Source organism: Pseudomonas sp. HTZ2, assembly GCF_033173945.1.
Taxonomy (GTDB): Bacteria; Pseudomonadota; Gammaproteobacteria; order Pseudomonadales; family Pseudomonadaceae; genus Aquipseudomonas; species Aquipseudomonas guariconensis.
The window spans coordinates 4,533,098-4,557,424 of the sequence record NZ_CP137332.1; the positions used below are offsets into that span (position 1 = coordinate 4,533,098).

Sequence of the window (24,327 nt, forward strand, 5' to 3'; positions counted from 1 at the left end):
TTCATCTTCTCTTGCAACGCAAAAGAGCAGCACAGGGCTGCTCTTTTTGCTCAAATCGGGCGGGCAGGATCAAGGCAGGTCCGCCCGCTGGGGGCCATCAACGCTTCTGGGTCAGCGCGCGACGCTCGAACTCGACGATGCGCTGGCGGTAGTGCTCGATGGTCTGGGCGGTCAGTACGCTACGCTGGTCATCCTTGAGCTCGCCGTTGAGTTCATGGGCCAGCTTGCGGGCGGCAGCGACCATCACGTCGAAGGCCTGCTTGGGGTGACGCGGGCCTGGCAGGCCCAGGAAGAAGCTCACCGCGCGAGTGCTGAAATGGTCGATATCGTCCAGATCGAACACCCCTGGCTTGACCGCATTGGCCATGGAGAACAGCACTTCGCCGTGACCGGCCATGCTCTCGTGCCGATGGAAGATGTCCATCTCGCCGAAACGCAGGCCGCTTTCGAGGATGTTCTGCAGCAGGGCCGGCCCCTTGAACCCCCCCTCGTCGCGGGAGATCACGCTGATCACCAGTACTTCCTCGGCCGGAGGCAGTTCTTTGACTGTATTGCCCGCGCCTGCACCGTTGTGGCGGCTGTGTTCGGTAGGACGATCATCATCGGCGTCGGCAAACAGGTCCGGCTCACGCGGCTCGGCAGCCAGGTTCAGGTCGCCCTGCTGTGGCTCGCTGGCGCGCTTGCCACGTTTGTTGGTTTTGGCTGGCTTGGGCTCACGCTCACGCGCCGGGGCGCTGACCGAAGGCAGATCGCTTTCGTCCAGCTCGGGTTCTTTTTGGGTTTCCAGTACGCGTGCAGGGCCCAGTACCTCGGCGCTGCCCTCGTCGTCCGGCAGATTGGAGTAGCTGCGATCCAGACGGAATTTCAACTTGCCCTTGCCGCCGCGCATGCGGCGCCAGCCGTCGAAAAGAATACCGGCGATGACAATGACGCCGATGACGATCAGCCATTCGCGCAGACCGATTTCCATGTAATCCCGTGCCTCTAAAAAATATGCTTGAAAACAAAGGCTTCAAAGCCCTTTAACACGTGGCGCCAACTCTATGTTCTGACAGGCGTTTTACCCACGCAAAAAATAAGTGACATAAAGCTAGCACGACCAAAGGCAACTTTACACCGTCTGTCGCACATGTCGGGGGGATTTCCCCACGTATCCTGCCTTATCTTCGCTCATCAGGCATCGACCATGGCCAACGCTTCCTCCACATCAACTGCAACAAGACGTGAGCAGCCTGGCTCGTGCATGGTCACCCCCATCAATTGATCGGCCATTTCCATGGCAATCTTGTTATGGGTGATGTAGATGAATTGCACGCTTTCGCTCATTTCCTTCACCAACCTGGCGTAACGTCCGACGTTGGCATCGTCCAGCGGCGCATCGACCTCGTCGAGCATGCAGAACGGTGCCGGGTTCAGCTTGAAGATGGCGAACACCAGTGCGAGGGCGGTCAACGCCTTCTCGCCACCGGACAGCAGATGGATGGTGCTGTTCTTCTTGCCCGGCGGGCGCGCCATGATCGTCACCCCAGTATCGAGTAGATCTTCGCCCGTCAGTTCCAGGTAAGCACTGCCGCCACCGAAAACTTTTGGAAAAAGTGCCTGCAAACCGGCATTTATCTGATCAAAGGTATCCTTGAAGCGATTACGGGTTTCCTTGTCGATCTTGCGGATGACGCTTTCCAGTGTCTCCAATGCTTCCACCAGGTCGGCATCCTGGGCGTCCAGGTAACGCTTGCGTTCGGACTGCTGCTGGTATTCCTCGATGGCCGCCAGGTTGATTGCGCCCAGGCGCTGGATGCGCCCGTCCAGTTGCTCGAGCTCTTGCTCGGTGCCCTGCTCGCTCGCCTCGGGCTCGAGGGTGGCGAGCACACCCTGCAAGTCATAGCCATCGGCCAGCAGTTGCTCCTGCAGCGTCTTGCGACGCACATCCAGGCCCTGGGACTCCAGGCGGGACTGCTCAAGCTGACCGCGCAGCAACTGAGCCTGTTGCTCGGCCTGGGTTCGACGGCGCTCGGCATCGCGCAGTTCACGGTCGGCTTCATCCATATGCAGACGAGCCTGGCGCATTTCCTCATCGACGCTCATTCGCCGCTCCAGCAGCTCTTCGAGCTTCAGGCGCTGTTCTTCCAGCGGCGCTTCGCCCTCCTCCAGATTGAGGCTCAGTTGCTCCTGGCGCTCGCTCAGGCGTGCCGCCTGTAGCTCCAAACGCTCCAGGGCCTGACGGGTGGAATCATGCTGGGCCCGCAGGGAGCCCAGGCGCACCGCCAACTGATGGGCATGATCCTTGTACTGACGAGCCTCCTGACGGATACGATCGAGCCCTTCGCGCAGAGTGTCGCGCCGGGCCATCAGTTGCTCGCGCTGCTCGGTGTCTTGAGCCATCCGCTCCAGGGCTTCCTGTAACAGCAGACGGGCCTCGCCCAGTTGCTCATGCTCTATGGCCCGCTGCTCTTGCAGCTCGGCCAATTCTTCTTGCAGCCGGCGGCAGCGCAGCTGCACCTGCTCGGCGCGGGCTCGCCCGGCCGAAAGCCGCGCCTTGAGTTCGCCGAGCTGGCGGTTTTCGTCCTGACTGCGTCGGCGCAGCTGTTCACGCTGCGCTTCCAGGTCGCGCTGTTGTCCGCGCAGGTCCTGAAGGTGTTGCTCCAGTTGCTCCAGACGCGACTGGAGTTCGAGCTGCTCATGCCCCAGGCGTTCGATTTCCTGGCCACGGGCCAGAACCCCGCCTTGGGACTCCCCGCCCCGGCTGATCCGCAAAAAGTGTCGACCGATCCAATATCCGTCTCGACTGACCAGGCTCTGACCTTCCGCCAGCCCGGCTCGCAAGGCCAAGGCCTGTTCGAGACTCTCCACGGGACGTACCTGACCGAGCCAGAGCGCAAGATCGGTGCGGCCCTCGACTTTGTCCAGCAGGCTGCCCGGCAGTCGAGCCCCCTGCGTGCTCGCCAGCAGCAGCCGCAGTTCGCCCTGCTCCAGGGCAGTGAAATCCAGTGAGGCGAAGTCTTCGACCAACACTGCTTGCAGATCGGCACCCAGCACGGTCTCGACCGCCAGCTCCCAGCCTGGCTCGACCCGCAGCCCTTCAGCCAGCCGCGGCTTATGCTCCAGCCCTTGGCCGCGCAGCCAGTCACTGGCACCCGCACCGGGCTCCAGGGCCGCCTGCTGCAATGCTTCCAGAGATGCCAGGCGCCCGCCTAAACGTTGCAGTTCGCCTTGGGACTGCTGATGAGTCTCAGTAGCCTGTTGCAACTGCTCGCGTACCGCGTCGAGCTGCTCGAGCACCTGTTGCTCGCTCATCTGAAGCGTTTCGAGCTCCAGTTCGCTACTTGCCACTTGCTCGGTCAACTCGAACAACGCGGCGTCTTCGGGTTCGGCCGCGAGCTGCTCGCGCTCTTCCTCCAGCTTGCGTTGACGCTCGGCCAAACGCTCCAGGCCAGCCTCCAGCTGCTGCAAACGGGACTGTTGCACTTCAGCCTGGCGCCGCGGCTCGGCGGACTGGGTATTGAAACTGTCCCATTGCTCCTGCCAGGCGTGCATGCCCAGCTCAGCCTCCTCGAGGGTGGCGGTCGCCTCTTCGGCGCTAGCCAAGGTCAGTTCCTGCTCGGGTTCGAGCATCGCCAGCTCTTCACCCAGGGTCGCCAGCAACGTGCGGTCATGCCCTAGGTGCGACTCAGTTTCCAGGCGGGTGCGCTCGGCTTCCTTGAGGTCGTCTTGCAATTGGCGCAAGCGTTGCTGGCCATGCTGGATGCTCTGCTCCACACGGGCGATGTCGCCGGCGACGGAATAGAAGCGACCCTGGACCTGATTGAAGCGCTCTGACAGCTCATGATGGCCGTCACGCAGGCGCTCGATACTCGCATCGGCATTGCGCTGCTCGGCCACCAGGGCTTCAAAAGCCACCTCCTGATCGCCGATGACCGCTTCGCGCTGGCGCACGCGCTCATCCAGCTCGCGCCAACGCAGGGCTGACAGGCGCGCCTTGAGTTGGCGCTCCTGAGCCTTGTACTCCCGGTATTTCTCGGCGGCCTGGGCCTGGCGGTGCAGGCGTTCAAGCTGGCGTTCGAGCTCCTCGCGAAGGTCGGTCAGGCGCGCCAGGTTCTCCTGGGTACGACGAATGCGGCTCTCGGTTTCGCGGCGACGCTCCTTGTATTTGGAGATGCCTGCGGCTTCTTCGATGAAATTACGCAGCTCCTCTGGCTTGGCCTCGATGAGCTTGGAGATCATCCCTTGCTCGATGATCGAGTAGCTGCGCGGCCCGAGGCCGGTGCCGAGGAAGATGTCCGTGATATCACGCCGCCGGCATTTGGTGCCGTTCAGGTAATAGGTGTTTTGCCCGTCGCGGGTGACCTTGCGGCGGATGGAAATCTCGGCGTAGGCGGCGTACTCGCCCAGCAACGTAGTCTCGCTGTTGTCGAACACCAGCTCGATGCTGGCCTGGCTCACCGGCTTGCGGCCGGATGAGCCATTGAAGATCACGTCGGTCATCGACTCGCCGCGCAGGTTCTTGGCCGAGCTTTCGCCCATCACCCAGCGCACCGCATCGATGATGTTGGATTTCCCGCAGCCATTGGGACCTACCACGGCGGCCATGTTGCTGGGGAAATTGACCGTGGTCGGATCGACGAACGACTTGAACCCGGCCAATCGAATGCACTTCAGGCGCATCGATCAGACCTGCGCCAGGGCCGCCAACACCAGCTCGCAACTGCGCTGGCTGTAGGCGACCAAGACCTCGCGGATACGTGCCTGGTCGCGGGCGACCACGGCTTCGAGCAGGCGAGCGAACAGTTCGAGGTAGTCGACCATGTTGGCCTGGCGCTGGTCCAGGGCCAGGTAATAGGCGCGGCTCATGGCAGGCTGCAGGTTTTCGACGGTTTCCTGCAGATAGGGATTGTCGGCGAACGGATAGGCTGCGCGCATCACCGCGAAGCTCTCGGCGACGAAGGTTTCGATGTCCTGGTTGGCATGGGCCCGCTGCAAGCGCTGCTGGATCTCGAGGAACGGCTCCAGATCACGCTCATGGCGCCAGCTGCTGGCCACCGCGTTGCCCAGCAGAATGTAGAACTCGCCCATCAGAGTGCACAGGCTGCGCACGCCACGTTCGTCCAGTTCGGTGACGTGGGCGCCGCGGCGCGCCAGGATCGCCACCAAATGTCGGCGTTCGAGGATCAACAGCGCCTCGCGCACAGAGCCGCGGCTGACGTTGAGCGCCTGGGTGACCTTCAGTTCCTGGATCCGTTCGCCCGGCTTGAGTTCGCCGCGAATGATCCGTTCGGCCAGGTAATGGGCAATCTGCTCGGAGAGGCTGTCCGGCGCCTTGAACGTCATGGTTTTCCTTCAGAATCTTGAACGGGGCACAAGGAGGCGATTGTAGCCTACTTGCCCGGCCGTCGCGCAGGGGTTCGCTGCGCTTTAATTCGACCTGTGGACGTGCTGCGAAGCCGGCGCGTTCTATGCTTTGAATATGACGATCTTGTCCCGTCGGGACGTGGCGCACGCAATTTCTTGACCTTTGAGTCAGAAATTTATTGACCAAATGGTCAAGCGTGCTTAGAGTCCGACCGAACAACAATAAAACCATTGCGAGGCCTTCCCCGTGATCCAGTTTCTCGTCAACCAGGAGCTGCGTAGTGAGCACGCCCTGGACCCGAACATGACGGTGCTGCAATACCTGCGTGAGCACCTGGGCAAACCCGGCACCAAGGAAGGCTGCGCCAGTGGCGACTGCGGCGCTTGCACCGTGGTGGTCGGCGAGCTGACCCAGGACGACCAGGGCCGTGACACGCTGCGCTACCGCAGTCTCAACTCATGCCTGACGTTCGTCTCGTCACTGCACGGCAAGCAGCTGATCAGCGTCGAAGGCCTGAAACACCAGGGTGAACTGCACAGCGTGCAGCGAGCCATGGCCGATTGCCATGGTTCCCAGTGCGGCTTCTGCACTCCAGGCTTCGTCATGTCCCTGTTCGCCCTGCAAAAGAACAGCGACGGCCACGATCTGCACCAAGCCCAGGAGGCCCTGGCAGGCAACCTGTGCCGCTGCACCGGCTACCGCCCGATCCTTGCCGCGGCCGAGCAGAGCTGCGCCCAGCCTTGCCGCGACCAGTTCGACGAGCATCAAGCCCAGACCATCGCCCGCCTCAAGGCGATCGCCCCGACCGAAACCGGTGAGCTCAACAGCGGCGACAAGCGCTGCCTGGTGCCACTGACCGTGGCCGACCTTGCCGACCTGTACAGCTCGCACCCTGAGGCGCGTCTGCTGGCCGGCGGCACCGACCTGGCCCTGGAAGTCACCCAGTTCCACAAGTCGCTGCCGGTGATGATCTATGTCGGTCACGTGGCCGAACTCAAGCGCATCGAAAAAACCGAGACCCACCTGGAAATCGGCGCCGCCACCCCGCTGACCGACTGCTACGGCGCACTCAACGAGGAGTACCCCGATTTCGGTGCCCTGCTGCACCGCTTCGCCTCGCTGCAGATCCGCAACCAGGGCACGCTGGGCGGCAACATCGGCAACGCGTCGCCGATCGGTGATTCGCCACCCCTGCTGATCGCCCTCGACGCCCAGGTGGTTCTGCGCCAGGGCGAGACCCAGCGCACCCTGGCGCTGGAAGACTACTTCATCGACTACCGCATCACTGCGCGCCAGGACAGCGAGTTCATCGAGAAGATCATCGTCCCGCGTGCCAGCGCAGACTGGACGTTCCGCGCCTACAAGGTTTCCAAGCGCCTGGACGACGACATCTCGGCGGTGTGCGCGGCGTTCAACCTGCGTATCGAGGACGGTGTGGTGCGCGAGGCGCGGATCGCCTTCGGCGGCATGGCGGCCATTCCCAAGCGCGCCCGCGCCTGCGAGGCCGCACTGGAGGGCAAGGCCTGGGACCAGGCCAGCATCGAGCAGGCCTGCCTGGCCCTAGACGAAGACTTCACCCCGCTCTCGGACTTCCGCGCCAGCAAGCAATACCGCCTACTGACCGCACAGAACCTGCTGCGCAAGTACTTCATCGAACTGCAATCGCCGTACATCGAAACCCGGGTGACCGCTTATGTCTAACCATCACGTAGCCAAAAGCCAGGCCGAGATGGCCGAACTGTTCAGCCAGGACCTGACCACCGGGGTCGGCCGCAGCATCAAGCATGACAGCGCCGACAAGCACGTCAGCGGCGAGGCGGTGTACATCGATGACCGCCTGGAATTCCCCAATCAGCTGCACGTCTATGCGCGTACAGCCGACCGCGCCCATGCGCGCATCCTGCGCATCGACACCACGCCGTGCTACGCCTTCGAAGGGGTACGCATCGCAATCACCCATGAAGACATCCCGGGCCTGAAGGACATCGGCCCAGTGGTCGCCGGCGACCCGCTGCTGGCCATCGACAAGGTCGAGTTCTTCGGTCAGCCAGTGCTTGCTGTCGCCGCCCGAGACCTGGACACCGCACGCCGCGCCGCCATGGCGGCGATCGTCGAGTACGAAGACCTCGAACCGGTGCTGGACGTGGTCGAGGCCCTGCGCAAAAAGCATTTCGTGCTGGACAGTCACACCCACCAGCGCGGCGACTCGGACAGCGCCCTGGCCACCGCCCCCCACCGCCTGCAAGGCACCCTGCACATCGGCGGCCAGGAGCACTTCTACCTGGAAACCCAGATTTCCTCGGTGATGCCCACCGAGGACGGCGGCATGATCGTCTTCTGCTCCACCCAGAACCCCACCGAAGTGCAGAAACTGGTGGCCGAGGTGCTGGACGTGCCGATGAACAAGATCGTCGTCGACATGCGCCGCATGGGCGGCGGCTTTGGCGGCAAGGAGACCCAGGCCGCCAGCCCGGCCTGCCTGTGCGCGGTGATCGCGCGCCTGACCGGTCAGCCGACCAAGATGCGCCTGCCGCGCGTCGAAGACATGATGATGACCGGCAAGCGTCACCCGTTCTACGTGGAGTACGACGTCGGCTTCGACGACACCGGCCGCCTGCACGGCATCAACCTGGATCTTGCCGGCAACTGCGGTTACTCGCCTGACCTGTCCGGCTCGATCGTCGACCGCGCCATGTTCCACTCCGACAACGCCTACTACCTGGGCGATGCCACCGTGCATGGTCACCGCTGCAAGACCAACACCGCATCCAATACCGCCTATCGCGGCTTCGGCGGCCCACAGGGCATGGTCGCCATCGAACAGGTGATGGACCATATCGCCCGCCACCTGGCGCTCGACCCGCTGGCCGTGCGCAAGGCCAACTACTACGGCAAGACCGAACGCAACGTCACCCACTACTACCAGACCGTCGAGCACAACATGCTCGAGGAGATGACCGCCGAACTCGAGGCCAGTGCCGACTACGCCGAGCGCCGCGAGTCGATTCGTCGCTTCAACGAGCACAGCCCGGTGCTCAAAAAAGGCCTGGCACTGACCCCGGTGAAGTTCGGAATTTCCTTCACCGCGACCTTCCTCAACCAAGCCGGCGCGCTGATCCACATCTACACCGACGGCAGCATCCACCTGAACCACGGCGGCACCGAGATGGGCCAGGGCCTGAACACCAAGGTCGCACAGGTGGTGGCGCAGGTGTTCCAGGTCGATTTCGAACGCATCCAGATCACCGCCACCAACACCGATAAGGTACCCAACACGTCGCCGACCGCCGCCTCCAGTGGCGCGGACCTCAACGGCAAGGCCGCGCAGAACGCCGCTGAAATCCTCAAGAAGCGCCTGACCGAGTTCGCCGCGCGGCATTACAAGGTCACCGAAGAGGATGTGGAGTTCCGCAACGGCCACGTGCGGGTGCGCGACCAGATCGTCAGTTTCGAGCAGTTGGTGCAACAGGCCTACTTCGCCCAAGTATCGCTGTCGAGCACCGGTTTTTATCGCACGCCGAAGATCTACTACGACCGCGACCAGGCCCGCGGCCGCCCGTTCTACTACTTCGCGTTCGGCGCTGCCTGTGTCGAGGTGGTCGTCGATACCCTGACCGGCGAATACAAGATGCTGCGGGCCGACATCCTGCACGACGTTGGCGCCTCGCTGAACCCAGCCATCGACATCGGTCAGGTCGAAGGTGGCTTCATCCAGGGCATGGGCTGGCTGACCACCGAAGAGCTGGTGTGGAACGCCAAGGGCAAGTTGATGACCAATGGCCCAGCGAGCTACAAGATTCCGGCGGTGGCGGACATGCCGCTGGACCTGCGCGTGAAGCTGGTGGAAAACCGCAAGAACCCGGAGGACACGGTGTTCCATTCCAAGGCCGTGGGCGAGCCGCCGTTCATGCTCGGCATCGCCGCCTGGTGCGCCATCAAGGATGCCGTGGCGAGCATCGCCGACTACCGCGTGCAACCGCAGATCGATGCACCGGCGACGCCTGAGCGGGTGCTGTGGGGCTGCGAGCAGATGCGCAAGGCGGTAGCCGCCGAGCAGCCCGCCGAGCAGGAACTGGAAACCGTGACTCACTGACAACGCGAATCCCTGTGGGAGCCGGTTCATCCGCTTCCACAGGGGGCCGTGGCGCAACTTAGAGAGGCTGCATCATGCACCAATGGATCAACGCCCTCGCCGACCACCAGGCCCGCGGTGAAGCTTGCATTCTGGTGACCATCATCGAGGAGCGCGGCTCGACGCCACGCAACGCCGGCTCGAAGATGGTGGTCAGTGCCGCGGGTCTGTTCGACACCATCGGCGGCGGACATCTGGAATACAAGGCGCTGCACATCGCCCGACAGATGCTCGCGGAGCAGCGCACCACCCCGCATCTGGAGCGCTTCAGCCTGGGCGCGAGCCTCGGCCAATGCTGCGGCGGCGTCACGGTGCTGCTGTTCGAACCGATGGCCGCAGTGCAGGCGCAGATCGCAGTGTTCGGCGCGGGCCATGTCGGCCGTGCTCTGGTACCCTTGCTCGCCGCGCTGCCCTGCCGGGTACGCTGGATCGATTCGCGCGAGCATGAGTTTCCCGAGGTCATCCCCAATGGCGTGACCAAGGTCGTCAGCGAGGAACCGGTCGACGAAGTCGCCGAGCTGCCAGCGGGCAGCTATTGCATCGTCATGACCCATAATCACCAGCTCGACCTGGAACTGACCGCCGCCATCCTCAAGCGCAATGATTTCACCTGGTTCGGCCTGATCGGCTCGAAGACCAAACGGGTCAAGTTCGAGCACCGCCTGCGCGAACGCGGCTACGACGACGCCGTCGTGGCGCGGATGCGTTGCCCTATGGGCCTGGCTGAGGTCAAAGGCAAGCTGCCGATCGAGATCGCCGTGTCCATCGCCGCGGAAATCATCGCCACCTACAACGCCTGCTTCGGCCAGCATGACGCTGCCGCCAATTCAGGCCCAATCGCCCAATTGCTGCCGCCCTCCCGGCGCAGCCAAGCCAATTGACGAGACCGTTATGAGCGCAACCCGCAAAGCCTACCGAGCCGCCATTTTGCACAGCATCGCCGACCCGGCCGAGGTGGGCCTCGACGCCTCCCATGAATATTACGAAGACGGCCTGCTGGTGGTCGAAGATGGCCGCATCAGTGCACTGGGTCACGCCAGCGACTTGCTGCCCAGGCTCGGCACCGACGTCGAAGTGATCCATCACCAGCACGCTCTGATCACTCCAGGCTTCATCGATACCCATATTCATTTCCCACAGACCGGCATGATCGGCTCCTACGGCGAGCAGTTGCTGGACTGGCTGAACACCTACACCTTCCCTTGCGAAAAGCAGTTCGCCGACAAGGCCCATGCCGACCAGGTGGCCAAGATCTTCCTCAAGGAACTGCTGCGCAACGGCACCACCAGCGCGCTGGTGTTCGGCAGTGTCCATCCCGAGTCGGTCGATGCCTTGTTCGAAGAAGCCCAGCGTCTGGACCTGCGTCTGATCGCCGGCAAAGTGATGATGGATCGCAACGCCCCGGACTACCTGACCGACACCGCCGAGTCCAGCTATGCCCAAAGCAAGGCGCTGATCGAGCGTTGGCACGGCAAGGGCCGACTGCACTATGCGGTGACCCCGCGTTTCGCACCCACCAGCACCCCCGAACAACTGGCTCTGGCCGGCCAGTTGCTCAAGGAGTACCCGGGTCTGTACATGCACACCCACCTGTCGGAGAACGTCAAGGAAATCGACTGGGTCAAGGCACTGTTCCCTGAGCGCAAGGGCTACCTGGACGTCTACGACCACTACGAACTGCTGGGCGAGCGCTCGGTGTTCGCCCACGGCGTGCACCTGTGCGACGCAGAGTGCCAGCGCCTGGCCGACACCGGTTCGGCTGTGGCCTTCTGCCCCACCTCCAACCTGTTCCTGGGCAGCGGACTGTTCAACCTGCCTCAGGCCGAGCGCTTCAAGGTCAACGTGGGCCTGGGCACCGACGTGGGCGCAGGCACCAGCTTCTCGCTGCTCAACACCTTGAACGAGGCCTACAAGGTCATGCAGCTGCAGGGCGCGCGCCTGCACCCGTACAAGTCCCTATACCTGGCGACGCTCGGCGGTGCCCGCGCCCTGCGCCTGGACGACCGCATCGGCAGCCTGCGCCCAGGCAACGATGCCGACTTCGTGGTGCTCGACTACAAGGCCACCCCACTTCTGGACTACCGCATCCAGCAGTCCAACAGCATCGAAGAAACCCTGTTCGTGCTCACCACCTTGGGCGACGACCGCACCGTGCGTGAAACCTACGCCGCCGGTCGCTGCGTGCACCAGCGCTAAGGCTCCCGAGCCAGCCCTCGGTACAGCGCGCCGCCGATCGCCGCCCCGATCAGCGGCGCCACCCAGAACAACCACAACTGCTGCAACGCCCAGCCCCCGACGAACAGGGCTGGGCCGGTGCTGCGTGCGGGATTGACGGATGTGTTGGTCACCGGAATGGAAATCAGGTGAATCAGCGTCAACGCCAGGCCTATGGCGATGGGCGCCAACCCCGCTGGCGCGCGCGTGTCGGTGGCGCCCATGATGATCACCAGGAACATCGCCGTCATCACCACCTCGCTGACAAAGCCCGCCGCCAGCGAGTATCCCCCCGGCGAATGATCGGCGTAGCCATTGGAGGCCAACCCCGATGACAATTCAAAGCCCGCCTTGCCACTGGCAATGAAGTAGATCACCGCTGCCGCCAGGATCGCCCCGATCACTTGGGCAATCACGTAGGGCACGAACTCCTTGGCCGGAAACCGCCCGCCCACCACGAGCCCGAACGATACCGCAGGGTTGAGGTGGCAGCCGGAGATATGGCCGATGGCAAACGCCATGGTCAGTACAGTCAGGCCGAATGCGAAGGCGACACCGAGGATACCGATGCCGGTCGGAAAGCTTGCGGCCAGCACCGCACTGCCGCAACCGCCAAGGACCAACCAGAAAGTGCCGACCAGCTCGGCACCCATGCGCTTGCCCAGGGACATACTCATGAACCAATCCTCAAGTAGTGGAATGCACTGGATGCGCAAGCCCAACTGCTTGATGAAGGTTTGCAAAAAACAATCTAGCAGAGCCTTGGCCAAAGGCCAGCAGCCCTCGTACACCGCATCAGCCCTGGCTTCCCGCCCCATTAGCGATCATTGCGGGGCTGAAATGAAAAACGCCACCGCTCCGGTTGGGGAACGATGGCGTTGGTAGCAGCGGTCTGCCCGTAGACCGGGCAAACGATCAACCTTTGACCGATACCTTCGGCTTTTTCAGCAAATGCGAGAACACAGCATGCAGGTCGTCGGAGGCGCCCTCCTCGTCCAGGTTCAGTTTGGTGTCGATGTGATCCATGTGATGCATCATCAGATTCACTGCCAGCTCCGCGTCACGGGCCTCGATGGCATCGATCAGTTGCATGTGCTCGTCGTAGGAGCAGTGCGAACGGTTGCCGCTTTCGTACTGTGCGATGATCAGCGAAGTTTGCGAAACCAGGCTGCGCTGGAAACTGATCAGGGGGGCATTGCCAGCGGCTTCGGCCAGTTTGAGGTGGAACTCGCCGGAAAGGCGGATACCCGCGCCCCGGTCGCCACGAGAGAAGCTGTCGCGCTCCTCGCGTACCATCTGGCGCAGTTCGTTCAGTTGCTCGATCGTGGCGTGCTGCACGGCAAGCTCGGTGATTGCGCGCTCGACCATGCGCCGGGAGAAGAACACCTGGCGCGCCTCTTCCACCGTAGGGCTCGCCACCACTGCACCGCGATTGGGCCGCAGTAGCACCACGCTTTCGTGGGCCAGACGCGACAAGGCACGACGGATGATGGTGCGGCTGACGCCGAAGATCTCGCCCAGCGCTTCCTCGCTCAACTTGGTGCCCGGTGCCAGACGCTGCTCGAGGATCGCCTCGAAAATATGCGCATAGACGATGTCGTCCTGGGTACCGCTGCGGCCGGCCTTGCCATTGCGCGCAGGTTTCTTCAGAGGTTGCAGCTGTTCGTTCATGGGTTCTCGAGCACGAGGATCCGCCAGTCGGGACCTTGACTGTAATACCTGTCAGAGGGTGGCTGGCAAGTCCTGGATAGAAAATAAAGGGACCAAGGTATCGGCCTATTGTACACAGGCCATTCGATTTCTGCAGGTGGCCTTTTCCCATATAGCCACTACGCGACAGATCGCGCACACAAAAAATAAAACATTATTTGCATTATTTGTACACAACAGCATAATCCAGCGAGCAACTTTCTGACTCGAAAGTCAACAAATCGATCAGACGTCTGCCAATCCCCTCGCGGAACCGCCCAAGTGCATTGGCGCAGGACCAAGGTTCCGAAACAACAAGAAAGACTTGAGGAGTACTCGCTGTGGAAAGCCGCAAATCCGAAGCCCCTACGCTGGATCTCGCTCCACCGCTCGAAACGAGTTGGCTGGAACGGATTTTCAAACTCAAGCGACACGGCAGCACCGTCAGGACCGAGCTGATCGCCGGGGTGACCACCTTCATCACCATGGCCTACATCATTTTCGTCAACCCCAACATCATGGCCGATGCCGGTATCGACCATGGTGCGGCCTTCGTTGCCACCTGTATCGCCGCGGCCTTGGGCTGCCTGTTGATGGGCCTCTATGCCAACTGGCCGGTGGGCCTGGCCCCCGGCATGGGGCTCAACGCCTTCTTCACCTACACCGTGGTCGGCACCATGGGCTACACCTGGGAGGCGGCATTGGGTGCAGTGTTCGTGTCCGGTGTGCTGTTCATGGCCCTGACTCTCTCGCGCGTGCGCGAATGGTTGCTCAATAGCATTCCGGTCAGCCTACGCCACGCCATGGGCGCGGGGGTCGGCCTGTTCCTGGGGCTGATCGGCCTTAAAACCGCCGGTATCGTCGTCGACAGCCCTGCCACGCTGATCAAGCTGGGTTCTCTGCACGAGCCTGGCCCACTGCTGGCGGCGGTATGTTTCCTGATGATCGCGGTACTGAGCTACCACCGCGTGTTCGGCGCGATCCTCATCAGCATCATCACCGTCACCCTGGCAGGCTGGGGCCTGGGACTGGTCCAGTATGGCGGGGTGTTCTCCCTGCCACCGAGCCTGGCTCCGACCTGGATGGCCATGGATGTAGCGGGCGTATTCAATGTCAGCATGATCAGCGTGGTGCTGGCGTTCCTGTTCGTGCATATGTTCGATACCGCCGGCACCTTGATGGGTGTGGCCCAACGCGCCAACCTGGTCGGTGAAGATGGCCGCATCGAGAACCTGTCCCGTGCACTGAAGGCCGACAGCGCCTCCAGCGTGTTCGGTGCTGCCGTCGGCGTACCACCTGTGACCAGCTATGTGGAAAGCGCCGCAGGCGTCGCCGCCGGGGGGCGTACCGGCCTGACGGCCGTGGTGGTTGGCCTGCTGTTCGTCGCCGCCATGTTCTTCGCACCGCTGGCCGGCATGATCCCCGCCTACGCCACCGCAGGGGCGCTGATCTATGTGGCCATGCTGATGATGGGCAGCATGGCACACATCCACTGGGACGAGGCGACCGACAGCATTCCTGCGATCGTCACCGTGATCATGATGCCGCTCACGTTCTCGGTCGCCGACGGCATCGCCCTGGGCTTCATCAGCTACGTGGCGCTCAAGGCCGGGACCGGCAAGTTCAAGGATATTTCTGCCAGCCTGTGGGTGCTCTGCGTGATCTTCATCGCCAAGTTCGTGTTCCTCTGAGAGCCTGGCGCTGCCGAGGGCGCCTCGAACCCTCTCTCGCTCAAACAAAAAACCCGATGGCAGTTCCCTGCCATCGGGTTTTTTAGTGGGTAACCGATTTACTTGGCGACGGACCCGGCGGCGCCGGAGGCCTGTCCACTCCGCTTGCTCTTGAGCATGTAGAAGGCATACATCACCACCAGCCAGACCGGAATCGCATACACCGAGACCTGGATACCAGGGATCTGCAGCATGATGCCCAGGATCAGCACCACGAAGGCCAGGCACAGGTAGTTGCCATACGGGTACCAGAGCGCCTTGAACAGCGCCTTCTGCCCGGTGCGGTCCAGGTGCTGACGGAATTTGAGGTGCGAGTAGCTGATCATCGCCCAGTTGATCACCAGCGCAGCCACCACCAACGACATCAACAGCTCCAGCGCATGTTGCGGCATGAAGTAGTTCAGCAGCACCGCCACCAGCGTCACGCCGGCCGAGGCCAGGATCGAACGGACCGGTACGCCGCGCTTGTCGATCTTGGCCAGGCTTGCCGGGGCGTCGCCTTGCTCGGCCATGCCGTAGAGCATGCGAGCGTTGCAGTAGGTCCCGCTGTTATAGACCGACAGCGCCGCAGTCAGGACCACGAAGTTCAGCAGGTGCGCCGCCACGTCGCTACCGAGCAGCGAGAACACCTGGACGAACGGGCTGCTGCCATAGCTGCCGCCGGAGGCATCGATGCTCGCGACCAGGCTATTCCATGGGGTCAGCGACAGCAGGATCACCAGCGCGCCGATATAGAAGATCAGGATGCGGTAGATGACCTGGTTGATCGCCTTAGGAATCACGGTCTTTGGCTTGTCGGCCTCGGCAGCGGTGAAGCCCAGCATTTCCAGGCCACCAAAGGAGAACATGATGATCGCCAGAGCCATCACCAGGCCACTCACGCCATTGGGGAAGAAACCGCCATGGGCCCAAAGGTTGGTCACCGAAGCTTCAGGACCACCGCTGCCGCTGGTGAGCAGATAGGCACCCAGGCCGATCATGCCGACGATGGCGAGTACCTTGATGATGGCGAACCAGAACTCGGCCTCGCCGAACACTTTCACGTTCATCAGGTTGATCGCGTTGATCAGGATGAAGAAGCCCGCCGCAGTGACCCAGGTAGGGATCTCCGGCCACCAGTAGTGAATGTACTTACCGACCGCGGACAGCTCCGACATGCCGACCAGAATGTACAGCACCCAGCAGTTCCAACCGGACAGGAAGCCCGCGAAACCGCCCCAGTACTTGTGGGCGAAGTGGCTGAAGGAGCCGGCAACCGGCTCTTCGACGATCATTTCGCCCAGTTGGCGCATGATCATGAAGGCGATGAAGCCGCAGATGGCGTAGCCGAGAATCATCGACGGACCGGCGGACTTCATCACGCCGGCAGAGCCCAGGAACAATCCGGTACCAATTGCGCCACCCAGGGCAATCAGCTGGATATGGCGGTTCTTCAGGCCACGCTTGAGCTCGCCTGAAGGCATGTTTTGTCCACTCATGAACGAAGTCACCTGCTTGTTTTTATCTGTGACGGAATCGGACCCACCGCGCTCGTGGCGCAGCGGAATGGGCAAGGTGGTTACCTTGGGTTTCTTGGACGGGGGTGATGACACCGAGGGACAGGCCCCGGGCGACTCAACCAGGCGTCAGCAAGAGTGCGCGGTACGCATTGGGGTCACAGGTAAAACGCGGCGCATTGTATACCCCTGCGTACGCGCAGGCGTCAACGCGTTGCGTCATTTCCTGATGAAAAAACGCAGCGATCCTGGCGGGAAGGCCTGAAAAGGCAAGATGATCGGCGTACATGGCGCCTCCATTTGTTGTTTTCGATGCCCAGCTCTACGGCCAGGCCCTGCACACGGCATGGGCGCTATATCAGCGTGCGGCGACGGGTTGAACAAGGGGGCGAGTGGCAAAGAAACAGCTCTGGAACGCGGCACTTGGCAGAATTTGTTTACATGCACAGGTGTACCGGCAAAAACGGTCGAAATTCGTAAAGATTTTGTTACAAGCCGGTCGATAGGGTTTCCAGACCCCATAAAAAATCGCGTCGGATCAACATGTTAGATTTCTAGAGGCGCAAAAAAGGGGCCACGAGGGCCCCTTTCCTATGACGCTGAGCAATCAGCCGCGTGGCTTGCCGCGGCCACGGCCTGCTGGCTTGTCGGCCTCCGGCTTGGCCGGACGCTTACGCATCTCACTGGGGCGTTCGGCAACCGTGCTGCTGCGACCGCCCTTGCGTGGCGCCTCTTCACGGGTCGGACGTTCACGCGCAGGACGCTCGGCTTGGCCATCTTGGGCGGGACGCAGGGTACGCACACGTTCGCCACGACCGAGCGGCCGGGTGGACTTGCGCTGCATGCGCTCGAGCTTGTCCTTGGCCTTGAGGTTCAACGCTGGCAACGCCACCGGCTGCAGGCCGACTTCCGCTGCCAGGATGTCGATCTCGCCCTGGGTCATTTCGCGCCAACGCCCCATCGGCAGGTCGGAATTGAGGAACACCGGACCGAAGCGCACGCGCTTGAGGCGGCTGACCACCACGCCTTGGGATTCCCACAGGCGACGTACCTCACGGTTGCGACCTTCCATCACCACGCAGTGGTACCAGTGGTTGAAGCCTTCGCCGCCCGGAGCTTTCTGGATGTCGGTGAACTTCGCCGGACCATCTTCGAGCATCACACCCGCCTTGAGGCGATCGACCATGTCGTCGTCGACCTCACCGCGCACACGCACCGCATACTCACGGTCCATCTCGTAGGAGGGGTGCATCAGGCGGTTGGCCAGTTCACCGTCTGTGGTGAACAGCAGCAGGCCGGTGGTGTTGATGTCCAGACGGCCGATATTGATCCAGCGCCCTTCTTTCGGACGTGGCAGGCGGTCGAACACCGTCGGACGGCCTTCCGGATCGTCACGGGTGCAGATCTCGCCGTCAGGCTTGTTGTACATGATCACGCGGCGGGTGGCCTCGGCGGCCTCCACACGCTTGATCAGCTTGCCATCGACGGCAATGGCATCGTGCAGATCGACACGCTGGCCAAGGGTAGCCTCGACGCCATTGACCTTGATACGGCCCTGGCTGATCCAGGCCTCGACGTCACGACGCGAACCGACGCCGATACGCGCCAGCACCTTCTGCAGCTTTTCGCCGGACGGAGGGGTGGATTGGGTTTCTTGCAGGTCTTGGTCACTCATCTGGGCACCTCCCGGTGTAGTAGTGAAAGCGTTTTTTGGCGAAAGATGCGCCAAAGGGGCGCGCATCATACGCGGTTCGGCGGACGAACGCACTGGAGACTAACGGTTTATCGCGATTGGGCTGTGAGTTTCCGCCCGAAGGTGCTGCAGCGTCACCCGCAGCCCCGCTGCACCTATGAGCGCGGGTTCATCCGCGAACGGGCCAGAGCGATCTATGACTCAGGCTCATCCTCGACGTTGGCAGCCTCATTCCGCAGATCATCGAAATCGGTCTTGAGCCCATCTTCCATCGCATCGAGCTCCACCAGCAGCGTCCGGAAGCTGGTCTCCTCCCGAGGCGGCGCCTCGCCCTCCTCGTCCTCACCCACGCTCGCATCGGCCAGCGCCTGCAGGTGCGCAGGCACGGGTGCGTCATCCGGATCCAACAACGGCTCGGTGTCCATTTCGCGCAGTTCGGCCAGAGCCGGCAGCTCATCGAGGCTCTTGAGGTTGAAATGTTCGAGCAATGCCTTGGTGGTGGCGAACATCGCCGGTCGGCCGGGTACCTCACGATAACCGACGATACGGATCCATTCACGCTCCATCAGGGTCTTGATGATGTTGCTATTGACCGCCACACCGCGCACATCCTCGATTTCGCCGCGGGTGATCGGTTGGCGATAGGCAATCAGCGCCAAAGTCTCCAGCAGCGCCCGGGAGTAGCGCTGCGGACGCTCCTCCCACAGCCGGCCGACCCAGGGCGCAAAGTCCTCGCGGATTTGCAGGCGATAGCCGGTCGCCACTTCCTTGAGCTCGAAGGCGCGGCCATTGCAGGACTTGGCCAGGATTTCCAAAGCCTTCTTGAAGACAGCAGGCGCGGGGCGCTCGGCCTCTTCGAGCAACTCGTACAGGCGCTCGAGCGATTGCGGCTTGCCAGAGGCAAGGAGGAAGGCTTCGATCAGCGAGGCCAGGTCACGGGGTTCGTTCAGGTTCATCGGTAGGAAAGGCTTGCTCGTGGTCACTCGGCCCGGGCACGGACATGGATCGGGGCAAAGGGGTCATTCTGCACCAGTTCGATGAGCGATTCCTTCACCAGTTCGAGAATTGCCATGAAGGTGACGACCACCCCCAACTTGCCTTCCTCGGCGGTAAAGAGCTCGATGAACGGCACGAAGCCGCCACCCTTGAGTCGTTCGAGCACTTCACTCATGCGCTCACGGGTCGACAAGGTCTCGCGGGTGATCTGATGGCTTTCGAACAGGTCGTTGCGCCGCATCACCTGGGCCATGGACAGCAGGATTTCCTCCAGAGAAACATCGGGCAACAGCTTGCGAACCTTGGCCTGAGGCGCCTCCAGGCGCGGCACGACAATCTCCCGGCCTACCCGCGGCAGCTCATCGAGGCCTTCGGCGGCGGCTTTGAAGCGCTCGTATTCCTGCAGCCTGCGGATCAGCTCGGCACGTGGATCGCCCTCCTCCTCCTCGACCTCGCTGGAGCGCGGCAGCAGCATGCGCGATTTGATCTCGGCAAGCATGGCAGCCATCACCAAGTACTCTGCGGCCAACTCCAGGCGCACGCTCTTCATCAGCTCGACGTAGGACATGTACTGGCGGGTGATCTCCGCCACGGGGATGTCGAGGATGTCGATGTTCTGCTTGCGGATCAGATACAGCAACAAGTCCAGCGGGCCCTCGAAGGCTTCAAGGAACACTTCCAGTGCGTCAGGAGGGATGTACAGGTCCAGCGGCAGTTCGGTGAGTGCCTCGCCATAGACCAGCGCCAGTTGCAGCTGTTGCGGCGCCTCGCTGTCAGCGACCGGGGCCGGGGCCTCTTGCACCGTGCTCACGCGGGCGCCAGGAACGGCGCAGGGTCGCCACAGCCAACACGGATGACTTCCGGCTCGTCACCTTCCAGGCTGATCACGGTGGAAGCTTTGAGGTCACCGAAGCCGCCATCGATGATCAGGTCCACATGATGCTCAAGGCGCGCACGGATCTCGTAGGGGTCGGTCATCGGCTCTTCATCACCGGGCAGGATGAGGCTCACGCTCATCAAGGGTTCGCCCAATTCCTCGAGCAGTGCCCGGGCAATGGGGTTGGAAGGAACCCGCAGGCCGATGGTCCGACGCTTTTCATGCAACAACAGCCTGGGCACTTCCCGCGTGGCATTGAGGATAAAGGTATAGGGACCGGGAATGTGCGCTTTGAGCAGACGGAAGGTCGCTGTGTCGATCTTGGCGAACAACCCCATTTGCGAAAGGTCGCAACACAGCAGTGTGAAGTTGTGGTTCTTGTCCAGCTGGCGCAGTCGTCGGACCCGCTCCACGGCAGTCTTGTCGCCGATCTGGCAGCCCATCGCGTAGGCCGAGTCGGTCGGATAGACCACGACACCGCCCTTGCGGATGATCTCGACGGCCTGTTTGATCAGGCGCGCCTGCGGGTTTTCCGCATGAATCTGGAAAAATTGGCTCACGTAGTCGTCCTGTTCATACCGCCAAAGGCTGTTTGGCTGAATCGGCGCCACAAAGGTGGCAGATCCTCGGGCAATGGCCGGTAGGCACCGATCTCGCCCCAGGTGCCGGGGCCGTGGAAGTCACTGCCAGCACTTGCCAGCAGGCCGAACTCACGGGTGAGGATGGACATCGTGCCCACCTGCTCGGCCGGCATCATCCCGTTGACCACCTCCAACGCCTGCCCGCCTGCCTGAATATAGTCTGCAATCAGCCGTCTGCGCTTACTGCGAGTCAACTCGTAATGCATCGGATGGGCCAGACTCACCCAAGCGTTGGACCGACGCAGCGTGGCGACGGTTTCCTCCAGGGTCGGCCAATGCAGCTTGACGTCGCCCAGCTTGCCGGCGCCCAGCCACTTGCGAAACGCCTCACCGCGGTCTTTGACGTGGCCGGCACGCACCAGGAACTCGGCAAAGTGCGGACGCGCCGGGGCATTGCCGCTGTCGCCCAGCTCCTGCTGCACCGCCCTGGCGCCTTCGAGCGTGCCGGGCATGCCCTTGGCCGCGAGCCGTCGGTCGATTTCCTCGGAGCGCAGCCAACGGCCACGGTGCAAGGCCTCGATAGCCTCGAGTAGCGGCGGTGCATCGAGCGGGAAGTCATAGCCCAGCACATGGATCGTGGCGCCCCCCCAGGTACAGGACAGTTCCACTCCACTGACCCAGCGCATGCCGTTGGCGTGGCAGGCCTGACGCGCCTCGGCCAGGCCTTCTATGGTGTCGTGGTCGGTCAGTGCCAACGTCTGCACCCCGTGCTCGTGGGCCCGGGCGACCAGGGCCGAAGGCGACAAGGCGCCGTCGGAGGCCGTGCTGTGACAGTGCAGATCAACATTCATGGAGGAGCGCTTTCGCTGGAATCGATGTTTGTTATTATGCCGTCACATCCCGCTTCTGGCTGCCACTGTGAAACAATTCATCGATTTCATCCCGCTGTTGTTGTTCTTCATCGTCTACAAACTCGACCCGCGCGCGGTCGAAATCGCTGGTCACAGCGTCGAGTTCGGCGGCATCTACAGCGCCACGGCGGTGCTGATTCTCAGCTCCCTGGTGGTCTACGGCGCGCTGTTCCTGCGCCACGGCAAGCTCGAGAAGGGGCAGCTGCTGACCCTGGTCGCCTGCCTGGTGTTCGGCGGCCTTACCCTGGCCTTCCACAGCGAAACCTTCCTCAAGTGGAAAGCACCGGTGGTGAACTGGCTGTTCGCCCTGGCCTTCGCCGGCAGCCACTTCGTCGGTGACCGGGTCCTGATCAAGCGCATCATGGGCCACGCCCTGAGCCTGCCCGAGGCAATCTGGACGCGCCTGAACCTGGCCTGGATCGGCTTCTTCCTGGTGTGCGGTGCGGCCAACCTGTTCGTCGCATTCACCTTCCAGGACTTCTGGGTCGACTTCAAGGTGTTCGGCAGCCTGGGCATGACCGTGATCTTCCTGGTGGCCCAGGGCGTGTACCTGTCGCGCCACCTGCATGACAGCGACCCCTCCACTTCCAAACCTAAGGATTGACATGCTCTACGCCATCATCGCAAGCGACGTCGAAGGTTCCCTGGAAAAACGCCTGGCTGCCCGCCCGGCGCACATCGAGCGCCTGCAGCTGCTCAAGGCCGAGGGACGTGTGATCCTGGCCGGCCCGCACCCGGCGATCGACAGCAACGACCCAGGCGCCGCAGGCTTCACCGGCAGCCTCATCGTCGCCGAATTCGACTCCCTGACCGCCGCCCAAGCCTGGGCCGATGCCGACCCGTACATCGCCGCCGGCGTGTACGACAAAGTCGTGGTCAAGCCATTCAAGCAAGTCCTGCCTTGATCGGACCGGGCCTCATGACAGGTTCATGAGGCCCGCGCTCATCTATTACGACCTGCGGCCGACAACCTTCTGAACCGATAGGAATCAGGAGTTCCAATGCGCCGAGGTCCGATGTCACTGCTGCTTTGCCTGCTGTCGCTGTCCCCTTTCGCCATTGCCGAAGAACCACTGTCGTTGACTGCCGCTGCGCAGATCACCGAGCTGCAGCAACGTCTGCAGGACAGTGAACAGCAACGCGCCGCGCTCAACCAGCAATTGCAAGACACCCAAAACGGGCAAGACAATACCCAGCTCGCACGCCTGCGCCAGGAAAACCAGCGCCTTAAGCTTTCGCTCAAGGAGCTGCAAGCCAGCGCCCCGGTACCGCTGCTCAGCGACCAGCAGTTATGGTTCGTGATCGGCTCGGCCGTTGCACTGTTTTCGGCTGTCTGCGGTATCTTAGCCAGTGGCGGACACAGAAGACGCCGTCAATGGTTGAATTGAGTGAGTCATGAGCGAGCTGTTACTGATTGATGATGACCAGGAACTCTGCGAGCTGCTCGGCAGTTGGCTGAGCCAGGAAGGGTTCGACGTACGTGCCTGCCACGATGGCCAGAGCGCGCGCCAGGCCTTGGCTGCCCATGCGCCGGCGGCCGTGGTGCTGGACGTGATGCTGCCTGATGGCAGTGGCCTGGAGCTGCTCAAGCAACTGCGCACCGAGCATGCGGAGTTGCCAGTGCTGATGCTGTCGGCCCGCGGCGAACCCCTGGACCGCATCCTGGGCCTGGAGCTGGGCGCCGACGACTACCTGGCCAAGCCCTGCGACCCACGCGAGCTCACCGCCCGCCTGCGCGCGGTGCTGCGTCGCAGCCACCCGGCAGCCACCAGCACCCAGCTCGAAGTCGGCGACCTGACCTTCAGTCCTGCGCGGGGCGTGGTCAGTGTCGATGCTCGCGAAATGACCCTCACGCTTTCCGAAAGCCGCATTCTCGAGGCATTGCTGCGCCAGCCTGGCGACCCACTGGACAAACAGGAACTGGCGCAGATCGCCCTGGGCCGCAAGCTGACCCTCTATGACCGCAGCCTGGACATGCACGTCAGCAACCTACGCAAGAAAGTCGGCCCGCACCCTGATGGCCGACCTCGCATCGTTGCCCTGCGTAGCCGCGGTTACTACTACAGCCTGTAGCGGCAAGCGATGAGCTGCAAGAAGGCAGCCTCCCCACGGATCTGTCTTGTAGTTTGCAGCTTGCAGCCCAAGCCTTTACCAAGTCTTTACGCTCACCTGACCGCCCTTGACCTTGCTTTCCCTAGACTGGGCTCATCCGGTAACCACCGGCCCATGAAAGGAGAAACACCATGCGCAAGACCCTTATCGCTCTGATGTTCGCCGCCACCCTGCCGACCGTGGCCATGGCCATGCCCGAAGGCGGTCCGCACCACGGTGGCTGGCATCATCGCGGTGACGCGCCTTTCGCCCAACTGGACCTGAGCCGCGACCAGCGCCAGCAGATCGGCAAGCTGATGGGCGAGCAAATGAAGCACCGCCGCGACATCACCGAACGTTACATCGCCAAGCTGCCGGCTGCCGACCAGAAGGCCATGAAAGACGAGATCAAGGCCAGCCACGACAAGACCCAGGCCGATATCCGCGCGTTGCTCAAGCCCGACCAGCAGAAGAAGTTCGACGAGCTGCAAAAGGAACGCGCCGCCCGCAAGGCCGAGTGGCAGGAGTTCCAGGCCTGGAAAGCTGAAAAAGGCACCAAGGCCCAGTAAG

The 24,327-nt window shown here is 62.4% G+C and carries 21 protein-coding genes; 10 read left to right on the top strand and 11 right to left on the bottom strand.

Translation table 11 applies throughout. The annotated features are described in order from the left end of the window. Nucleotides 1–97 precede the first annotated feature (97 nt). From zipA to R6G97_RS20930, 3 genes are all read right to left on the bottom strand, one after another. Complete coding sequence (zipA, locus tag R6G97_RS20920) at nt 98–970, bottom strand: cell division protein ZipA (RefSeq protein ID WP_182818294.1); 873 nt, start codon at nt 968–970, stop codon at nt 98–100. Nucleotides 971–1,173: 203 nt separating this feature from the next. Continuing rightward, entirely contained in the window at nt 1,174–4,662 is a 3,489-nt protein-coding gene (gene smc, locus R6G97_RS20925) for a chromosome segregation protein SMC (protein ID WP_317847452.1), read from the bottom strand. A 3-nt stretch (nt 4,663–4,665) separates the two neighbouring features. Beyond that, nucleotides 4,666–5,325: a GntR family transcriptional regulator gene (locus R6G97_RS20930; RefSeq protein ID WP_070574271.1), complete on the bottom strand. Its 660-nt coding sequence runs from the start codon at nt 5,323–5,325 to the stop codon at nt 4,666–4,668. A gap of 268 nt (nt 5,326–5,593) precedes the next feature. On the opposite strand from R6G97_RS20930, the gene xdhA reads away from it, so the two are divergent. The 4 genes from xdhA to guaD all read left to right on the top strand — a co-directional run bounded on the left by xdhA (nt 5,594) and on the right by guaD (nt 11,675). After that, nucleotides 5,594–7,048 carry a xanthine dehydrogenase small subunit gene (gene xdhA, locus R6G97_RS20935; protein WP_182818285.1) on the top strand — a complete coding sequence of 485 codons (1,455 nt, stop codon included), beginning with the start codon at nt 5,594–5,596 and terminating at the stop codon, nt 7,046–7,048. Continuing rightward, nucleotides 7,041–9,440, top strand: coding sequence for a xanthine dehydrogenase molybdopterin binding subunit (gene xdhB / locus R6G97_RS20940; RefSeq protein ID WP_090345974.1), 2,400 nt, complete (start codon nt 7,041–7,043; stop codon nt 9,438–9,440). Before xdhA ends, xdhB begins: the two co-directional genes overlap by 8 nt. Nucleotides 9,441–9,514: 74 nt before the next feature. Next, nucleotides 9,515–10,360: a xanthine dehydrogenase accessory protein XdhC gene (gene xdhC, locus R6G97_RS20945; protein WP_102081740.1), complete on the top strand. Its 846-nt coding sequence runs from the start codon at nt 9,515–9,517 to the stop codon at nt 10,358–10,360. 10 nt (nt 10,361–10,370) lie between these two features. Beyond that, nucleotides 10,371–11,675, top strand: coding sequence for a guanine deaminase (gene guaD, locus R6G97_RS20950; RefSeq protein ID WP_043215799.1), 1,305 nt, complete (start codon nt 10,371–10,373; stop codon nt 11,673–11,675). Here the strand turns inward: guaD and aqpZ are convergent. Together aqpZ and R6G97_RS20960 are read right to left on the bottom strand one after the other, a co-directional pair. Beyond that, a complete protein-coding gene (aqpZ, locus tag R6G97_RS20955) occupies nt 11,672–12,370 on the bottom strand; it encodes an aquaporin Z (RefSeq protein WP_090346012.1) in 699 nt (232 codons plus the stop codon). The two genes, guaD and aqpZ, sit on opposite strands and share 4 nt — an antisense overlap. 238 nt (nt 12,371–12,608) lie before the next feature. Beyond that, nucleotides 12,609–13,364 (bottom strand): GntR family transcriptional regulator, encoded by a 756-nt coding sequence (locus tag R6G97_RS20960; protein ID WP_043215798.1) that lies wholly within the window; start codon nt 13,362–13,364, stop codon nt 12,609–12,611. A 359-nt stretch (nt 13,365–13,723) separates the two neighbouring features. Here R6G97_RS20960 and R6G97_RS20965 point away from each other — a divergent pair, with 359 nt between their 5' ends. Continuing rightward, on the top strand, nt 13,724–15,073 hold the full coding sequence (locus tag R6G97_RS20965) for an NCS2 family permease (protein ID WP_070574284.1): 1,350 nt from the start codon (nt 13,724–13,726) through the stop codon (nt 15,071–15,073). Nucleotides 15,074–15,171: 98 nt separating this feature from the next. On the opposite strand, the gene R6G97_RS20970 is transcribed toward R6G97_RS20965, so the two are convergent. The 6 genes from R6G97_RS20970 to R6G97_RS20995 form a co-directional block, all read right to left on the bottom strand. Continuing rightward, a complete protein-coding gene (locus R6G97_RS20970; protein WP_167358113.1) occupies nt 15,172–16,590 on the bottom strand; it encodes an amino acid permease in 1,419 nt (472 codons plus the stop codon). 625 nt (nt 16,591–17,215) lie between these two features. After that, nucleotides 17,216–18,283 carry a 23S rRNA pseudouridine(2605) synthase RluB gene (gene rluB / locus R6G97_RS20975; RefSeq protein WP_043214311.1) on the bottom strand — a complete coding sequence of 356 codons (1,068 nt, stop codon included), beginning with the start codon at nt 18,281–18,283 and terminating at the stop codon, nt 17,216–17,218. Nucleotides 18,284–18,495: 212 nt separating this feature from the next. Then, nucleotides 18,496–19,257, bottom strand: coding sequence for an SMC-Scp complex subunit ScpB (gene scpB, locus R6G97_RS20980; protein WP_317847453.1), 762 nt, complete (start codon nt 19,255–19,257; stop codon nt 18,496–18,498). A gap of 23 nt (nt 19,258–19,280) precedes the next feature. Continuing rightward, nucleotides 19,281–19,979: a segregation and condensation protein A gene (locus R6G97_RS20985; RefSeq protein ID WP_167358115.1), complete on the bottom strand. Its 699-nt coding sequence runs from the start codon at nt 19,977–19,979 to the stop codon at nt 19,281–19,283. 125 nt (nt 19,980–20,104) lie between these two features. After that, nucleotides 20,105–20,734 (bottom strand): L-threonylcarbamoyladenylate synthase, encoded by a 630-nt coding sequence (locus R6G97_RS20990; RefSeq protein WP_043214365.1) that lies wholly within the window; start codon nt 20,732–20,734, stop codon nt 20,105–20,107. Further along, on the bottom strand, nt 20,731–21,606 hold the full coding sequence (locus tag R6G97_RS20995; RefSeq protein ID WP_317847454.1) for a PHP domain-containing protein: 876 nt from the start codon (nt 21,604–21,606) through the stop codon (nt 20,731–20,733). Before R6G97_RS20995 ends, R6G97_RS20990 begins: the two co-directional genes overlap by 4 nt. Nucleotides 21,607–21,673: 67 nt before the next feature. On the opposite strand from R6G97_RS20995, the gene R6G97_RS21000 reads away from it, so the two are divergent. The 5 genes from R6G97_RS21000 (at nt 21,674) to R6G97_RS21020 (ending at nt 24,326) form a co-directional block, all read left to right on the top strand. Then, nucleotides 21,674–22,270 carry a septation protein A gene (locus tag R6G97_RS21000; RefSeq protein ID WP_043214319.1) on the top strand — a complete coding sequence of 199 codons (597 nt, stop codon included), beginning with the start codon at nt 21,674–21,676 and terminating at the stop codon, nt 22,268–22,270. A 1-nt stretch (nt 22,271) separates the two neighbouring features. Further along, the gene (locus R6G97_RS21005) at nt 22,272–22,571 is read left to right on the top strand and encodes a YciI family protein (protein ID WP_090345991.1); all 300 of its coding nucleotides are present in this window, start codon (nt 22,272–22,274) and stop codon (nt 22,569–22,571) included. A gap of 96 nt (nt 22,572–22,667) precedes the next feature. After that, entirely contained in the window at nt 22,668–23,054 is a 387-nt protein-coding gene (locus R6G97_RS21010) for a translation initiation factor 2 (RefSeq protein WP_090345993.1), read from the top strand. A 7-nt stretch (nt 23,055–23,061) separates the two neighbouring features. Continuing rightward, nucleotides 23,062–23,739 (top strand): response regulator transcription factor, encoded by a 678-nt coding sequence (locus tag R6G97_RS21015; protein WP_043214326.1) that lies wholly within the window; start codon nt 23,062–23,064, stop codon nt 23,737–23,739. Nucleotides 23,740–23,909: 170 nt separating this feature from the next. Beyond that, nucleotides 23,910–24,326 carry an LTXXQ domain protein gene (locus tag R6G97_RS21020; protein WP_043214328.1) on the top strand — a complete coding sequence of 139 codons (417 nt, stop codon included), beginning with the start codon at nt 23,910–23,912 and terminating at the stop codon, nt 24,324–24,326. Nucleotide 24,327: the final 1 nt, after the last annotated feature.

Excerpts from the sequence above, each read along its gene's own strand:
- zipA (WP_182818294.1), bottom strand. The coding sequence starts at position 970 with ATGGAAATCGGTCTGCGCGAATGGCTGATCGTCATCGGCGTCATTGTC.
- smc (WP_317847452.1), bottom strand. The coding sequence starts at position 4,662 with ATGCGCCTGAAGTGCATTCGATTGGCCGGGTTCAAGTCGTTCGTCGAT.
- R6G97_RS20930 (WP_070574271.1), bottom strand. The coding sequence starts at position 5,325 with ATGACGTTCAAGGCGCCGGACAGCCTCTCCGAGCAGATTGCCCATTAC.
- xdhB (WP_090345974.1), top strand. The coding sequence starts at position 7,041 with ATGTCTAACCATCACGTAGCCAAAAGCCAGGCCGAGATGGCCGAACTG.
- xdhC (WP_102081740.1), top strand. The coding sequence starts at position 9,515 with ATGCACCAATGGATCAACGCCCTCGCCGACCACCAGGCCCGCGGTGAA.
- guaD (WP_043215799.1), top strand. The coding sequence starts at position 10,371 with ATGAGCGCAACCCGCAAAGCCTACCGAGCCGCCATTTTGCACAGCATC.
- aqpZ (WP_090346012.1), bottom strand. The coding sequence starts at position 12,370 with ATGAGTATGTCCCTGGGCAAGCGCATGGGTGCCGAGCTGGTCGGCACT.
- R6G97_RS20960 (WP_043215798.1), bottom strand. The coding sequence starts at position 13,364 with ATGAACGAACAGCTGCAACCTCTGAAGAAACCTGCGCGCAATGGCAAG.
- R6G97_RS20970 (WP_167358113.1), bottom strand. The coding sequence starts at position 16,590 with ATGAGTGGACAAAACATGCCTTCAGGCGAGCTCAAGCGTGGCCTGAAG.
- rluB (WP_043214311.1), bottom strand. The coding sequence starts at position 18,283 with ATGAGTGACCAAGACCTGCAAGAAACCCAATCCACCCCTCCGTCCGGC.
- scpB (WP_317847453.1), bottom strand. The coding sequence starts at position 19,257 with ATGAACCTGAACGAACCCCGTGACCTGGCCTCGCTGATCGAAGCCTTC.
- R6G97_RS20995 (WP_317847454.1), bottom strand. The coding sequence starts at position 21,606 with ATGAATGTTGATCTGCACTGTCACAGCACGGCCTCCGACGGCGCCTTG.
- R6G97_RS21005 (WP_090345991.1), top strand. The coding sequence starts at position 22,272 with ATGCTCTACGCCATCATCGCAAGCGACGTCGAAGGTTCCCTGGAAAAA.
- R6G97_RS21010 (WP_090345993.1), top strand. The coding sequence starts at position 22,668 with ATGCGCCGAGGTCCGATGTCACTGCTGCTTTGCCTGCTGTCGCTGTCC.
- R6G97_RS21015 (WP_043214326.1), top strand. The coding sequence starts at position 23,062 with ATGAGCGAGCTGTTACTGATTGATGATGACCAGGAACTCTGCGAGCTG.
- R6G97_RS21020 (WP_043214328.1), top strand. The coding sequence starts at position 23,910 with ATGCGCAAGACCCTTATCGCTCTGATGTTCGCCGCCACCCTGCCGACC.